This window comes from Rhodopseudomonas palustris BisB18 (assembly GCF_000013745.1).
GTDB lineage: Bacteria > Pseudomonadota > Alphaproteobacteria > Rhizobiales > Xanthobacteraceae > Rhodopseudomonas_A > Rhodopseudomonas_A palustris_F.
The window spans coordinates 1408522-1422478 of sequence record NC_007925.1 but is presented as its reverse complement, the minus strand read 5'-3'; the positions used below and the strand labels follow the sequence as shown (position 1 = coordinate 1422478).

At 63.6% G+C, this 13957-nt stretch carries 15 protein-coding genes; 1 reads left to right on the top strand and 14 read right to left on the bottom strand.

What is annotated here, in order from left to right:
• Position 1: 1 nt before the first annotated feature.
• Complete coding sequence (ppsR, locus tag RPC_RS06570; protein ID WP_011471775.1) at positions 2 to 1408, bottom strand: transcriptional regulator PpsR; 1407 nt, start codon at positions 1406 to 1408, stop codon at positions 2 to 4.
• A gap of 266 nt (positions 1409 to 1674) precedes the next feature.
• Between ppsR (RPC_RS06570) and RPC_RS06565 the strand changes: the two genes are divergently transcribed.
• Positions 1675 to 2106, top strand: coding sequence for a c-type cytochrome (locus tag RPC_RS06565; RefSeq protein ID WP_041802528.1), 432 nt, complete (start codon positions 1675 to 1677; stop codon positions 2104 to 2106).
• Positions 2107 to 2229: 123 nt separating this feature from the next.
• Here the strand turns inward: RPC_RS06565 and RPC_RS06560 are convergent, their stop codons facing one another.
• The 13 genes from RPC_RS06560 to bchY form a co-directional block, all read right to left on the bottom strand.
• On the bottom strand, positions 2230 to 2499 hold the full coding sequence (locus tag RPC_RS06560) for a hypothetical protein (protein WP_011471773.1): 270 nt from the start codon (positions 2497 to 2499) through the stop codon (positions 2230 to 2232).
• A gap of 45 nt (positions 2500 to 2544) precedes the next feature.
• Positions 2545 to 3033 (bottom strand): TspO/MBR family protein, encoded by a 489-nt coding sequence (locus tag RPC_RS06555; RefSeq protein ID WP_011471772.1) that lies wholly within the window; start codon positions 3031 to 3033, stop codon positions 2545 to 2547.
• On the bottom strand, positions 3033 to 4235 hold the full coding sequence (locus RPC_RS06550) for a geranylgeranyl diphosphate reductase (RefSeq protein WP_011471771.1): 1203 nt from the start codon (positions 4233 to 4235) through the stop codon (positions 3033 to 3035). Before RPC_RS06550 ends, RPC_RS06555 begins: the two co-directional genes overlap by 1 nt.
• Positions 4232 to 5590 carry a BCD family MFS transporter gene (locus RPC_RS06545; protein WP_011471770.1) on the bottom strand — a complete coding sequence of 453 codons (1359 nt, stop codon included), beginning with the start codon at positions 5588 to 5590 and terminating at the stop codon, positions 4232 to 4234. The genes RPC_RS06550 and RPC_RS06545 overlap by 4 nt, the downstream gene beginning before the upstream one ends.
• Before the next feature lie 25 nt (positions 5591 to 5615).
• The gene (gene chlG / locus RPC_RS06540) at positions 5616 to 6500 is read right to left on the bottom strand and encodes a chlorophyll synthase ChlG (protein ID WP_415914806.1); all 885 of its coding nucleotides are present in this window, start codon (positions 6498 to 6500) and stop codon (positions 5616 to 5618) included.
• Positions 6501 to 6519: 19 nt separating this feature from the next.
• A complete protein-coding gene (gene ppsR / locus RPC_RS06535; protein WP_011471768.1) occupies positions 6520 to 7947 on the bottom strand; it encodes a transcriptional regulator PpsR in 1428 nt (475 codons plus the stop codon).
• A gap of 192 nt (positions 7948 to 8139) precedes the next feature.
• On the bottom strand, positions 8140 to 9060 hold the full coding sequence (gene pufM / locus RPC_RS06530) for a photosynthetic reaction center subunit M (RefSeq protein WP_011471767.1): 921 nt from the start codon (positions 9058 to 9060) through the stop codon (positions 8140 to 8142).
• A 30-nt stretch (positions 9061 to 9090) separates the two neighbouring features.
• On the bottom strand, positions 9091 to 9924 hold the full coding sequence (gene pufL, locus RPC_RS06525) for a photosynthetic reaction center subunit L (protein WP_011471766.1): 834 nt from the start codon (positions 9922 to 9924) through the stop codon (positions 9091 to 9093).
• Between the two features lie 134 nt (positions 9925 to 10058).
• Positions 10059 to 10229: a light-harvesting antenna LH1, alpha subunit gene (gene pufA, locus RPC_RS06520; RefSeq protein WP_011471765.1), complete on the bottom strand. Its 171-nt coding sequence runs from the start codon at positions 10227 to 10229 to the stop codon at positions 10059 to 10061.
• A 12-nt stretch (positions 10230 to 10241) separates the two neighbouring features.
• The gene (gene pufB / locus RPC_RS06515; protein WP_041801471.1) at positions 10242 to 10445 is read right to left on the bottom strand and encodes a light-harvesting antenna LH1, beta subunit; all 204 of its coding nucleotides are present in this window, start codon (positions 10443 to 10445) and stop codon (positions 10242 to 10244) included.
• Positions 10446 to 10596: 151 nt separating this feature from the next.
• Positions 10597 to 10824, bottom strand: coding sequence for a hypothetical protein (locus RPC_RS06510; protein ID WP_011471763.1), 228 nt, complete (start codon positions 10822 to 10824; stop codon positions 10597 to 10599).
• Between the two features lie 77 nt (positions 10825 to 10901).
• Positions 10902 to 12350, bottom strand: coding sequence for a chlorophyllide a reductase subunit Z (gene bchZ, locus RPC_RS06505; protein WP_011471762.1), 1449 nt, complete (start codon positions 12348 to 12350; stop codon positions 10902 to 10904).
• Positions 12350 to 13957 (bottom strand): chlorophyllide a reductase subunit Y, encoded by a 1608-nt coding sequence (gene bchY / locus RPC_RS06500; protein ID WP_011471761.1) that lies wholly within the window; start codon positions 13955 to 13957, stop codon positions 12350 to 12352. Before bchY ends, bchZ begins: the two co-directional genes overlap by 1 nt.

The window sequence follows — 13957 nt, the reverse complement described above, 5'->3', positions numbered from 1 at the left end:
CTCAGTCCTCTGAGATATCCTGGGTGTCCGCTTCGCGGTCGTCGAGACCGTATCGGTTCAGCTTGGCATAAAGGCTTTGCCGGCTCAATCCCAGCAGTTCTGCTGTCGCCGTCCTGTTCCCGCCGGCATGTTCCAGCGCTTCTTTGACGTAGTGCTGTTCGACGATGCTGACGGTATCCTTGACCAGCTTGCGCAGCGACGATCTGCCAAGCTGCTCGCTGATCGGGCCTAACGCCATGCGGAGGGAATCCCCTTCCACGGCGTCGTTAAAGCGGCGCGAGACGTTGCGAAGCAGCACACCGACATAGCTTTGCTCGTCGCCATCGACGTCGACGGCGGAGATTTCCACTTCGGTCTCGCTTCCGAGTTCGCCGCGAAGCGTGGTGCGGAATAATCGAACGGTCTTGTAGCGCCGCAGCTGCGATAGCAATGCATTCCAGTCCGCACCCGGCTGGGAAAGCCATCGCGCCAACGATTCGCCGATCACCGCCGCCTTCGTTCCGACCTGCACCAGATCGAGAAACGCCTGGTTGGCATGCTGTACACCCCCCGCCGCATCGAGCGCGACAAAGCCGTCGGGCACCCGATCGATCAGTTCCTTGATCGCCGAATGTTCGATCTGCTCAGGGCTCGGCGCGGACACCGCGGCCGGCGTGAAGTGCAGCAGGAAAATCTGCCCGGGCTCCGAGGGCATCAACGCGCCACGCAGCATCCAGGGTTGCGCCGAGGGTCCCAGATGCACGAGAATGCTCAACGCCTTACCGCGCTCGCGCACGCGCGACAGCATGGCGCGGGCGGCCTCACGATCCTGCGGGCGGATATCGAGCAAAAACTCGCGGCCCGCGAGATCTTCGTTTCCGCGTTGCAAGCCGGTCAAGGCCTGAACCGCGGCGAGATTGGCCTCGACGATGCGCAGATCCGTCGGTGAGACGATCACCACGGCTTCGTTCGAGGCCTCGAACACCAGCCGATAGCGGGTCTCGACCTCGCGCAGCCGCCAATAATCGCGCTCCATCGTCTGCTGGGCGGCAATCAGCCGCGCATGCAATTCGGCGACGGCCTGCAGATTCTTGCCCAGCACCAACATGCCGGCCTGGTCGCCGAGCAGCATCGTCGTGAATTCCATGGGAATTTCAACGCCGCTGGGAAACCTTTGATTGATTTGGCGGAACGCTGAAAATCCGATCGCGCGGGCGTCGTCGACCATCCGCTTGATCTTGTCGCCGCCGGTCTCGCCGGCAACCTCGCTCCAAGGCCGCCCGAGCCAACCGTCGATGCTCTCCCCGGCCATTGCGCCCGACAGGGTCGCGTCCCGGATAATTCCGTCCATATCCAGCAGCAGGGTCAGATCAGGCTGCCCCGTTGGTCTCGTGGCGATCTCGGCCACTGCCTTGCCAGATTCTGTCATTTGTGAACCAACCGACGTCACTCGGCGTTGCGACTAGGTGCAGATAGTGACAACGCGGCTTGACATCAAGGCACCCTATGGGCCTCAAACGGGAATGATTTGCGCCAAATCCATGTCGTGAGTCAAGAATTCTATCCTTCATTCCACAAAGTGCCATGTCAATTCGGCTTTACAGCCCGTGAGTAACAGGTTTTTATGATTTCTGTTTAGGGTGCATTTCTCTGCCGAGTCGTTCGAAGAGCCAATGCGAGATCATGGAGAAGAACGTGGTTAAGAAAATTTTGACAATCATGGCGCTTGTCGCGGCAGGGTCGCTGACGGCGGGTGTCGCCTCGGCGCAGGACGCCGCCAAGGGCGAGCAGGTTTTCAAGCAGTGCATGACCTGCCATCGCATCGGTCCCGGCGCGAAGAATCTGGTCGGCCCGGCGCTGACCGGCGTGATCGGCCGCCAGTCGGGCACCGCTCCGGGCTTTGCCTATTCTCCGCTCAATAAGGCGGCCGGCGAAGCGGGCTTGGTATGGACCAACGAGTTGGTCATGCAGTACCTGCCTGATCCGAACGCCTTCCTGAAGAAGTTCTTGACCGAGAAGGGCAAGCCAGAGCTCGCCGTTGGTTCGACCAAGATGACCTTCAAGCTGGCTGACGAGCAGCAGCGCAAGGACGTCATCGCCTATCTCGACACCTTCGCGAAGAATTAATCGGCCGCAGCCGCGCGACAAGCTGATTTCAGGGCGGGATGATGTTTTTGGAAACGTCATCCCGCCCTGTCTATTGGTGCCGCAGGATCAACTCAAAAGCCGCGATCGTTCCGGCATCCGGCGCTACCCGTTTCGCCAGCGTCGGACGATGTCATACAGGTGAGCCACTCCGGCCGCCGACAGGCAGGCGATTGCGCTCTGCCAGCCGCCGCCGGCCAAGGTGAGGCGCAGCGCCAGCAGCATCAGCGCTCCGGAGATCAGATTCGGCAAGAAATCGCCCGGCGGCACGCCGCGCCGCTTCCACCGCCATAGGCCGATCAGAAACGCGGCTTCCAGCACCACCACGACCAGGATCAGGTCGACGAAGTGTCCGTTGGCGAACAGCTCAGCCATGTCCGACGATCTCGCAGCGTGGGGTGTCGGCTGAATTCCGCCCCATCAGCCGAACGGCGCATTCAATCGCACGACGGTGAGGTTGAGGAATGCGGCAAACGACACCCAGAGCAGGTAGGGCACCAGATAGTAGCTCGCGGTGGTCGACCGGCGCCAGAACACCAGGATCGGCAGCAACACCGACAGCCACAGCAACACCACTTCGAGCACCGCCCAGTCCGGACGCTTGACCACGAAGAATAGCGTGCTCCACAGCACGTTCAGCAGACCATTCAGCGCAAACAGCGCCACCACCCATCGACGCTGGGACTCATTTTCGGCGCTGCGCCAGGCATAGATCGCCGACATCGCCGCGAGCGCGAAAATCAGCGTCCAGGCCGGGCCGAACAGCCAGTCGGGCGGCTGCCACGACGGCTTGATCAGGCTCTGATACCACAGCCCGGTATCGGTCAGCAGACCGCCGATCGTTCCAATGCAGGTTGCGACCGCGGCCGCAATCAGGACGGGTTTCCAGAAACTCCTACGCGCTGCCATTATGCCGAAGCCAACCCCGTCATATGCGCGAGATTTTTGAAGAAGATCCGGACATGCGCGATCGGTTTGGCGCGCACTAGCTTCTTGTTCATATAGGCGTCCCAAGTCAGCTTCTGGACGTCGCGGTCGCGACAGATGCTGACGAACTGCTCGCGGCGCTTGTCGTTCGAGTACCAATATTTCTGCATCAGGCCGAGGATCCAGAACACCGTGCCGTTGGCGCGCATGAAGCGCTTGCGGGCGGTGGCCAGCGCGGCGACGTCGCCGGTTTCCAGGAACTGATCGATCGCATCCGCAGCCAGACGGCCGCCCAGCATCGCATAATAGATGCCTTCGCCCGACGCCGGCGCCACGACGCCGGCGGCATCGCCGGCCAACAGCACGTTGCGTCCGTCATCCCAACGCGGCAACGGATGCAGCGGAATCGGCGCGCCTTCCTTGCGGATCGTCTCGACGTCGCTCAGCCCCGCGGCGTCGCGCAGCGCGCCGACCGACTCCCGCAACGAAAACCCTTTGTGCGCCGAGCCGGTGCCGACGCTGACCGTGTCGCCATGAGGGAATACCCAGCCGTAGAAATCCGGCGACACCGTGCCCCGGTAATAGACGTCGCAACGCTCCGCATCGTACAGCCCGTCGGCGTTTTTCGGCGCCCGTACGATCTCATGATAGGCGAACACGAACGGCATCTTGTCGGCATCGGGAATGCACTGCCGTGCCACCGCCGACAATGCGCCGTCGGCGCCGATCACGGCGCGGGTGCGGACGGTCTTCTCCACCATCGTGCCATCCGACGAACGTTCGTCGTAATGCACCAGCGTGGTGCCGCCGTCTTCGTGCTCGAGGCGCTTGTAAAGACCGGTTCGCCGTTCGGCGCCGCCGTCGGCGGCGCGCTTGCGCAGCCACTCGTCGAACACCGCGCGATCGACCATTCCGACGAAACCGCCGTCGATCGGCATATCGACGCGGTGATCGGACGGCGACACCATCCGCGCCGAATTGATCTTGGCGACGATCATGTGGTCGGGAATGTTGAAGTCGCGGATCAGCCGTGGCGGGATCGCGCCGCCGCAGGGCTTGATGCGGCCGGCCCGATCGAGCAGCAGCACCTTGCGGCTGTCCTTGGCCAAATCGTGCGCCGCCGTCGCTCCCGCGGGACCGCCGCCGACCACGACGACATCAAAGAGTTCTCGATTTTCCGTCATCTCAGTCCCCCGGCGACTGCTGCTGTGGAGAGTTCGCCAACATCGCCGCGACGTTGGGTGGCTTTGGCCTGCGCGCGATGGACCCACACCGCCATGATTGCGGACAGAATGAAAAGCCCCGCTTCGCTCGTGAATACGGTGGAGTAGGATAGCGCCGGCGACGACAGGAAATACCGCGCGACATCGCTGGCCAGCGTGCCGGCAAACCCGCCGAGCCCGAAGGCCAGCGCCTGCGCCGCGCCCCACAATCCCATGCGCACGCCCTCGCGATGCTCGCCGCCGGCGCTGACCAGCGCCATCATCGAGCCGATCGCCGCCACGGCGTAGGCGCCGTTGGTCACGCCCAGCGCAAACACCGTCTCGCGCAACGGCCAGGACGGGCCGACGATGGCGGCGGCGGCAAGGCCGAGCAGCGCCATCGCGGAGGCCAGACAGCCGCCGATGGTCCAGACCTGCAGATTGCCGCGCGACTTCGGAAACACCGCGCCGATCAGCGGCACCAACGCCATGCCGAGCAGCGTGCCGCCATGTTGGACGCTCGACAGCTTGGTGGTCTCGCCCGGCGTGAAGCCGAACACTACGCCGGCGAAAGGCTCCAGGATCAGATCCTGCGCGCTGTAGGCCAGCATTGAGATGAAGACGAAGATCGCAAAGCGGCGCGCCTGCGGCTCGGCCCAGACTTCGGCGAATGCTGCGCGGAACGAGGTTTTGGAGTCGGTCCGGGCCGGCTCCGCCGCTGCGGCGGTGGCGACCCGCCGTCCTTCGATTCCCCAAACGCCGGCGATGGTCAAAACCATCGCCGCGATCGAGACGCCGCCCGACACCATCACCAGGCGCAGCGGCGAGAACGGATCGAGCATCTGCCCGGCGACCGCCGTGGTCACGATGAAGCCCGCGATCATCATCACCCAGACGATGGTCGCCGCGGCCGCGCGGCGGCCTTCATCGGTGCGCTTGGCGAGCAGCACCAGAAGCGAGGTGCCGGCCGCGCCGACTCCGCCGCCGATCAGACAGAACGCGACGATCGCCAGCGCCACCCCGAACAGCGGCTGGGTGGCCATCCAGGCGGTCGCCACCGCAGCGAGGAATCCGCCGAATGCCAGCACCGCCATGCCGCCGACGATCCACGGCGTGCGCCGGGCGCCGCGGTCGGAGCCGTGCCCCCAGGCCGGGCGAAACGCCTGCAGCGCGTAGTGAATGGCGACCAGCGCGCCCGGCAGCATCGCCGGCATCGCCAGTTCGACCACCATCACCCGGTTGAGGGTCGAGGTAGTGAGCACGACGATGGCGCCAAGCCCAGTCTGCACCAGCCCCATCCGGACGATGCCGAACCATGACAGCGGTCGCATCGTCATTGCGCTGCTCCGATCGCCACAAAAGTCATGCCGGCCCCCCGAACGAAGAGACCGCGACCGCGCTCGCCATCATGCCCATAACATAAAGGGCGACGCCGAGGCCGCTGAACCAGGTCGCGCGCTCGACCGGCCTGCCTAGGAAGCGCACCATCAGTCCGAGCTGCAGCGCCAGCACCAGGCAGACGATGCCGGCCTGGATCGGTCGATCCCAGGAGACCAGCAGCGCGATCACGATCAGCTGCGGGATCGCCATCACCGCGCAAGCGACGCGGGCGGCATTGTCGACGCCGAGCTTGACCGGCAGCGAGCCCACACCGGTCTTGATGTCGCCCTCGATCGACTTGAAATCGTTCAGCGTCATGATGCCGTGCGCACCGGCGCTGTAAAGCAGGGCCAGCGTCACGATCGGCCATCCCGGCAAGCCGCCGAGCATCACCGCGGCGCCGGTGAACCAGGCGAAGCCTTCATAGGTGATGGCGCAGGCGCCGTTGCCGAGCCAACCGTTCTGCTTCAGCCGCAACGGCGGCATCGAATAGATCCATGCCAGCACCAGGCCGAACGCCGCGGCGCCGAATACCCAGACGCCGAGCTGGCTGGCGAGCAGCAGCGACGCCGCGGTCCACAGGAACGACAGATAAAGGCCCCACCGCCCCGGGATCCGTCCCGACGGAATCGGGCGGTCGGGCTCGTTGATGGCGTCGACGTCGCGATCGAACCAGTCGTTGACGACCTGGCTGGTGGCGACCAAGAGCGGCCCACACAGCACGATGCCGGCGATCACTTCGACCCACCGCGAGGAGATCGGCACCCCCGACGACACCACGCCGCAGGCGAACGCCCACATCGGCGGAAACCAGGTGATCGGGTGCAGCACCTCGAGGATCGCCGAGGGCGCGGGACGCATGGCCATGGTGCTTCCGATCGGCGCGTTAGTCATTGGCGCCCTCACCTTCCGGCGCGTGTTCGGCGAGGCCGTAACGCCGCAATTTCACGTAAAGACTCTGCCGGCTGAGGCCGAGCATATCAGCCGCCGACGCGCGATTGTCGCCGGTCAATTCCAGCGCCGCCTCGATCGACAGCTTCTCGATCACGTCCGTGGTCTCCCGCACCAGATCGCGCAGCGGCACGCGGCCGATCAGTTCGGTGAGCTGCGCCACCGAGCGCGGCAACTCGCGCTTTGAGGTGGTGGCGGCCGATAGCCGCTTTTCGACGTTGCGGATCGCGAAGCCGAAACTCGGCTTGTCCTCGCTGTCGGTGAGCGACATTGCCGACACCTCGACCTCGGCGGTGGCGCCGTATTCGCCGCGCAACACCGTGGTGAACAGCTTGATCGATCCGCTCTGCCGCAGATTGGCCAAGGCCACGCTGAAATCGACGCCAGTGCGCCCGAGCCAGCGATCCAGCGATTCGCCGCGGGACTGCTCGGCATTTCCCAGCTGCGCCATCTCCAGAAATGCAAGGTTGGCCTTCACGATCCGGCCGTCATACTGGGTGATGACCAGACCATCGGCGGCGGATTCGAAGAAATTCAGCAGCATCGCCGTGGCCTTCAAGCCGCCGGCTTCCGGCATCGTCGAATAGGACGACAATCGGATCAAGAACAGCGTCGAATTTTCCTGCCTGAACAACGACACCGAGACGTCGCAATCGCGCGGGCCGTTCGCGGCGTGAACGCGGGCCCGATTGTCGCGGCCGGTGGCGCGGACGTCGGCCAGCAGATTGGAGATGGCCTGCGAGCTGGCGCCGTTGAAATGGCTGGGAAAAGACGAATTCAACATCTGCGGCGCGCTTTGATCGAACAGCGCCAGCGCCGCCGGATTGGCGTCGATGATCGTCTCGCTGCTGGAGTCAACGATCATGACCGCCTCCGAAGAGACCTGAAACAAGAGGCGATAGCGGGTTTCGGCGTGCCGCAGCTTGATGTAGTCGCGCTCCATCGACTGCTGGGCGTTGACCAAACGACGCTGCATCACGGCGAGTTGCCGCAGGTCGCGGCCCATCACCACCAGCCGGTTGCCCCGGCCGTAGTCCACCGCCGAATAAAGCACCGGAACGTCCTCGCCGCCGGGCGAGGGATGGTTGACCTGCCGCCAGCTTGAGGTCCCGCGCTCCGCGGCGTCCTGCAGCAGCTCCCTGACTTTCATCTGGGTATCGGAGGTGACGACGTCGGCCAATTTCGCGCCCAGCCAGCGCCCCTGGCCGTCCAATTCGAGAGCCAATTCGTCCTTGTTGAACGCCACGTCGAGAATCACGCCGTGTCCGTCGACCACCAAGGCGACATCCGTCGCAGCGGCAATCAACTTGGCAGCAGAAAGTGCACCGAGATCTCCCAGCGACTCCTTCGGAGATTTGAACACTTGCGCCAGGGCAAATATCCTCCAACAAGAAGTGACCCTCCGCTCGTGCGTGTTTTCGCCGCGTTGGAATTCACAGACCCATCCAGTCTTGCTGGAGCGGCGAACGAAGAGCAAGAGGTTGCGCGCGCCTGACCAGCAACTTGCAAGTGAGGCGCGCGCGTTCCGAGTTCGCAGGGTCGTTGTTATGCACTTTTACCGGGGCGGCGCCAGCCCGTGCTTGACGCCCCAGTCGAACCAATTATCGACGACCGGTCCGGTGAGGATGATGCCGATACCGCCCGTCAGGGTGGTCAGAACCGCAAACCACCAGGCCCAGCGATGGATCGACTCGGCCGTGGCGTTGAAGCCCATCGTCCAGCGCCAGAACAACGCCGCACGCTCGAGCGCCGTACCACGGTCGACGACCTGCTCGATTTCGCGCTCACCGCCGTAGCGGCTCACGGCCAAGATGGTCGCACCGTGCATGGCGAACAGCAGAGCCGAGCCGTACAGGAACGCGATCGAGAGACAGTGGAACGGATTGTAGTAGAGATTGCCGTACTTGATCGAGAAGTTGTTGGTCCAGTCGAGATGCGGGAAGATCCCGAACGGCGGCGCTTCGCTGAAGCTCCCCATCAACACCGGCTGAATGAAGCCGAGCGAGAAGTACAGGAAGATCGCCGAGGCGAACGCCCACGACACGTGCGTGCCCATGCCGAGCGCGCGAGCGCGGCGATAGGTCCGAACCCACCACAGAACGATCGAGGTGGTCAGGAAGAAGCCGGTCATCAACCACCAGCCGCCTTCCTTGAGCGGCGCGAAGCCGAGGCCATATTCCGGCTTCGGCGGCTCAAGAGCCAGCCAGCAGAAGTTCTTCAGGAACGCGATCGGGCTCCAGTCCACCGAGGCCAACATGTTGAGGCCGATGATCTCGATGGCAACAAACCCGCAGAGCAGGGACGCCACGCCGGTGTAGCCGAGGTAAATCGGTCCCACCTGCGCGTCGCCGATCTTACCCAGCCAGTAGCTGAACGTCGTCTGCGTCTCACGGGCCGAACTCCCGGGCCGTAAGGGTACCCCATGGTGTGCGGCGCTCTGCACCTGCACTTGTGAGAAAATATTCTGATAGGCCATGACAAGACTCTTTCTTGTGACCGGGTTAAATTAGGAGCTCCAGACCGGGAGACGACGCCACCATTCCCACCAATCGGGCCAGGAACCGCCTTCGGACAACACCGGACCGGAGAGCAGCATGCAGACCGCGCTGAAGAAAACGGCACACAGCGCGATGAACAGACCGACGCGATGGATGCCGATGGTGCCGATCGAGTAGCCGACCAGATCGCGGAACACGGTATTCTCATGCTCGGGCGATTTGACGGGTTCGCCGCGGTCGGGATTGGTCGCCGACAGAACCAGGCCGCCATGCAGAGCCAGCGCGAGACACGTCGTGAAGAAGAACGTGATCGCGATCATGTGGGCCGGGTTGTAGTGGAATTGGCCGTACTGATAGCCGGTGTTCGACACCCAATCGAGATGCGTGAAAATGCCGTAGGGGAAGCCGTAGCTCCAGGAACCCATCAGAACCGGGCGGATCACAACCAGGGTCGTGTAAGCAAAGATCGCGAAGCTGAATGCGAACGGGACATGGAAGCCGATACCAAGTTTACGGCAGATTTCGACCTCGCGCAGCGCCCACGACACGAACGCGCACCAGGCGAAGATCGTAACCCACTGCCAAATGCCGCCCTCGGCAAGAGGAGCAAATCCAAGTCCGTATTTAACGTCCGGCGGGTTGACGCTGATCTGCCACAAATTCCAGGTGGGGCCGAGCGCGGTATTCCACAGGATCAGCGCGACGCCGAGGACTGCAAAAAAGACCGTCGCGACCCCAAAGAAACCGACGTAGAAGGGACCAATCCAGAAATCGAGCAGGTCCCCCCCGATAAGCGTTCCGCCGCGAACGCGGTATTTTTTCTCAAAGCTGAGCATTGCCATCGATCGTTCCTCCGCGTGCGAGCCAGGGAATATCCATCGTTCTATCCATCGTAGTTGCCGTCGCCCCCGGAAACGGCCGAGCCCGGCAGGGCGGTCCGTTTCTCGTCCGTTCCGGTGAGCAGTACGTCATGCCATCAGGTGAGCATGCTGAGGGTGATCTCAGCCGTCTTCTTCGCACCATCGAGCCAGTTGAACCGGCTGGTGCTCAGCAGGATGAAGTGGATGATGATGCCGAGCCCGAACAGGAACGTGAACAGCAGAACCAGCGCACGGCGCGGATCAAACAGAAGCCAAATTCGCCACATAGTTGCCTCCCTTTACGACAGATACGTTGCAAAATGCTGGATGCTATCCAGCGCGGTCTTGTAACCGCCAACGGGCGCGAGCCAGGGACGCCACATCCAAGCAAGAATGTGAGCAACCACAGCGACAACGATGAAGAGGAAGAAGCTCGTCACGAAGATCGAGTGGAATTCCTTAGCTTCCGCTTCGGAAAGTCCCGAGATGGAACCGTCACTCATTTGGTACACCTCCTAGTGATGGCCTTTCGGCCGCTCGCCGCCCGAGCGTGGGCGGCAATGAATGCCGTATCGTTTCCGAAACGACAGTGAATTACCGTTTCGTTTCCGAGACGGCGCGTTCCGTCCGGCACCGCCGGACGAAATTCTCGTATTACAAGCCCATGAACGACGAGGTCACCAGAACGCTGGCGGCGTTGCTGGCCTCGCAAAACACCGACTCATGGCTCGCGGACTTCCTCGCGCGCCAAGGCATCGCCCGCGTCACCACGGCCCGGACCAGAAACAGCGCATAGCAGGCGCCGTAGATCACGCGCGATTCCTTGTCAGCACTTTCGGGAAGCAGTTTGAAGCGACGGCCGGTATGGACATATTCGGACATCGATCACTCTCCTGAATGTTGATTTGCGCATATGACACTGCGCAATTTCAGAAAGCATTGTTTTGCCTCAATCACCCTCATGCCGACTGACCTTCCATGAGAGCGCGGGCCTTGGTAACAAAGTCCGTGGTCACCCGCTCTTCGCCGGCACGACGCGCGCTGCTTTCCGCGGCATCGCGCAGCCGTTTGGCCGCCGAAATGCGTACCAGCACCGGATGGCTCTCGAGCACTTCGTCGAGCAGCGCCTTAGCTTCGTCGCTCCAGGCGATTTCCTCGTGCCGACGCGCCGGCGTCGGATCTACCCGATCGAGATCGGCGGCGAGCGGCAGGATATTGAACAAGGCATCGAACAGCGCGTTGCAGACTTCCTGCACCAGATAGGTCGCGCCGGAATAGCCCATGAACGGCGTGCCGGTATGCCGGCGGATCACCGCGCCGGGGAACGACGCCGGAATGTAGATCGCGCGGCTGCCCGCCTCGGCGAGGTACATCCGTTCGTTGTAGCTGCCGAACATGATCAGCGGCGGCTTTTCGCGCACCGCGGCGCGCACCGCGTCGTTGTCGGTCTTCTTGCCGGCCAGCCGCGACACCGCAAAAGTGCAGGGCAGCCCCATCTCGGTCTCGAGGAAATTGCGCACGCCGCGCGCATAGGTCTCGTTGGCGACGATGGCAAAGCTCGCGGTGCCGAAGAAGTCCTGCGTCACCGAGCGCCACAGATCCCACAGCGGCTTGATGGTGGTGTGCTTTTCGCGCTCGATGAACGGCTCGGGATCGAGCCCGAGCAATTCGCCGAGCTTGCGCAGAAATTTGGTGGTGGAATGCAGCCCGATCGGCGCCTGCAGATAGGGCCGCTCCAGCGCTTCGCACAGCATCCGGCCGAATTCGCGGTACATGCAGACGTTGACGTCGGCATTCACCAGCTTCGGGATGTCGGCGAGATGCGTGCCGAGCGGGAATACCATGTTGACGTCGGCGCCGATGCCTTCGATCAGGCGGCGGATTTCCGCGAGATCCGACGGCATGTTGAAGGTGCCGTAGATCGGCCCGATGATGTTGACCCGCGGCTTGACGCCTTCCGCGCGGGGCTTGCGCTCCGGAATCTTCTTGGTGCCGTATTCCTTCCACAGCCAGACGATGGCGCGGTCGGCGCTCTGCCACTGATCCTCGTCGATGGTGCGCGGCAGGAAGCGCTTGATATTGGTGCCTTCCGGGGTGACGCCGCCGCCGATCATCTCGGCGATCGATCCGGTGACCACCACCGCCGGCAGATACGGATCGAGCACGCGGTGCGCGCGCTTCATCGCGCCTTCGGTGCCGGTCTGGCCGAGTTCTTCCTCGCCGAGCCCGGTAACGACGATCGGCAATTCATGCGGCGGCAACGCGTCGGTGTAATGCAGCACCGACGTCACCGGCAGATTTTCGCAGCCCACCGGGCCGTCGATGATCACCTGCAGGCCCTTCAAGGCGGTGAAGGCGTACACCGCGCCCCAATAGCCGCCCGCGCGATCATGGTCGAGGACGAGCATCAGATCATCTCCTCCGACTTACGCTTCTTGGCCATCGCCTCGATCTGCTTCTTGTACTTCTCGCGGAACGGGACGTTGTCCTTCGGCGTGTCTTCCCAGACGCCGGCGGCGTAGCCCTGCCCGACTTCGCCGAAGAAGTCCTTCATCTCGTCGAACCGCGCCTGATTGCCGAGCGCCGCATTGACGACCTGCGCCAGCGAGCCGGCACCGGCGACGCCGAACAGCGGCCGCGCCGAGATCAGGTTGGTGAAGTACAAGGCCGGGATCGCCATCTGCTTGGCCTTCTGCACCACCGGGGTGGTGCCGATCGCCAGCTGCGGCATGAACTCGTCGATCGCCGCGTAGTCCTGCTCCAGCGAGGCGCGGTACTGCACCCGCGCGCCCTTGGCCTCCAACCATTGCCGATCGGCGTCAGACCATTCGGTGCGCGGACAGGCGGTGCCGACATAGGGCACATCCGCGCCGCTCTCGATCAAGAGCCGCGCCACCAACAGCTCCGAGCCTTCATAGCCGGAGACGGTGATGCGGGCGTTGATCGGCTTGGCGGCGAGCGCCGACTTGATCATCGGCAGGAAGCGGTTCTTGGCGGCGTCGATTTTTTCGCGCGACACGTTGCAGGCGGTGCCGATCGCTTCGAGCCAGGCTTCGGTGCCGTCGTGACCGACCGGTGCCGAGCCGACGATCTTGCGGCCGGCGAGATCGAACTGGCGGAAGCTCGCCTTGTAGAACGGGTGAATTGCCGCCACCACCGAGCAATCCAGCGCGGCATAGAGCTCGCGCCATTCGCGGGTCGGCACCACCGGACCGGCGGCAAGGCCGAGCGGCTCCAGCATCATGCCGATGCCGACCGGGTCGGCCGGAAACATTTCGCCGACCAGCGTCACCGTCGGCCGCTCGCTGCGGCCGCCGCGCGGCGCCTGCACCGGACCCTGCTCGACTTCCTTGCGGGCGTATTCCAGCATCGCGCCGGCCAGCACGTCCTTGGCCTCGGCATGGGTCGGCACGCCGAATCCCGGCACGTCGATGCCGATGATGCGCACGCCGTTGATCTCGTTCGGCAACAGATCGAGCGGCACGCCGGACGCGGTGGGCACGCAGAGATTGGTGATGATAATCGTGTCGTAATGCTCGGGGTCGGCGAGCTTGAACACCGCTTCGCGGATGTCCTCGAACAGCTTGCCGGTGACCAGCGTTTCGGAATTGAACGGCACGTAGCCGACGGTGCGGCGCGCGCCGTAGAAATGCGACACGAAGGTCAGGCCATAGACGCAGCAGGCCGAGCCGGACAGGATCGTCGCGGTGCGCCGCATCCGCAGGCCGACGCGAAGCGAGCCGAACGCCGGGCACATGCTCTGCGGCTGGTCGTGCGGCCCTTTCGGATAGTCGGCGGCGTAGCGATCCAGAATGTCGCTCTTGCCGGCGGCATTGGCCGCTGCCTTCATTTCGGCGGCACCCGCATGGCAGCCGAGGCCGTCGGCCTTGGTCGCGGCGACGTTGATCGCCGGCGCCGCGGCGTCCTGCGCTTCGGTGGCGGCGTCGACGTCGATCTCGTCATTGACGACCGAGTCGGCGATCGCTCCGGCATAGCGTGGCAAAACGACGGTCAT

Coding starts and splice junctions, on each gene's coding strand:
- RPC_RS06510 (WP_011471763.1), bottom strand. CDS start 10,824: ATGTCCGAATATGTCCATACCGGCCGTCGCTTCAAACTGCTTCCCGAA.
- ppsR (WP_011471775.1), bottom strand. CDS start 1,408: ATGACAGAATCTGGCAAGGCAGTGGCCGAGATCGCCACGAGACCAACG.
- chlG (WP_415914806.1), bottom strand. CDS start 6,500: ATGGCCATGCGTCCCGCGCCCTCGGCGATCCTCGAGGTGCTGCACCCG.
- pufA (WP_011471765.1), bottom strand. CDS start 10,229: ATGTGGCGAATTTGGCTTCTGTTTGATCCGCGCCGTGCGCTGGTTCTG.
- RPC_RS06560 (WP_011471773.1), bottom strand. CDS start 2,499: ATGGCTGAGCTGTTCGCCAACGGACACTTCGTCGACCTGATCCTGGTC.
- RPC_RS06550 (WP_011471771.1), bottom strand. CDS start 4,235: ATGACGGAAAATCGAGAACTCTTTGATGTCGTCGTGGTCGGCGGCGGT.
- RPC_RS06555 (WP_011471772.1), bottom strand. CDS start 3,033: ATGGCAGCGCGTAGGAGTTTCTGGAAACCCGTCCTGATTGCGGCCGCG.
- RPC_RS06545 (WP_011471770.1), bottom strand. CDS start 5,590: ATGACGATGCGACCGCTGTCATGGTTCGGCATCGTCCGGATGGGGCTG.
- pufM (WP_011471767.1), bottom strand. CDS start 9,060: ATGGCCTATCAGAATATTTTCTCACAAGTGCAGGTGCAGAGCGCCGCA.
- bchZ (WP_011471762.1), bottom strand. CDS start 12,350: ATGCTCGTCCTCGACCATGATCGCGCGGGCGGCTATTGGGGCGCGGTG.
- pufB (WP_041801471.1), bottom strand. CDS start 10,445: ATGAGTGACGGTTCCATCTCGGGACTTTCCGAAGCGGAAGCTAAGGAA.
- bchY (WP_011471761.1), bottom strand. CDS start 13,957: ATGACCGTCGTTTTGCCACGCTATGCCGGAGCGATCGCCGACTCGGTC.
- pufL (WP_011471766.1), bottom strand. CDS start 9,924: ATGGCAATGCTCAGCTTTGAGAAAAAATACCGCGTTCGCGGCGGAACG.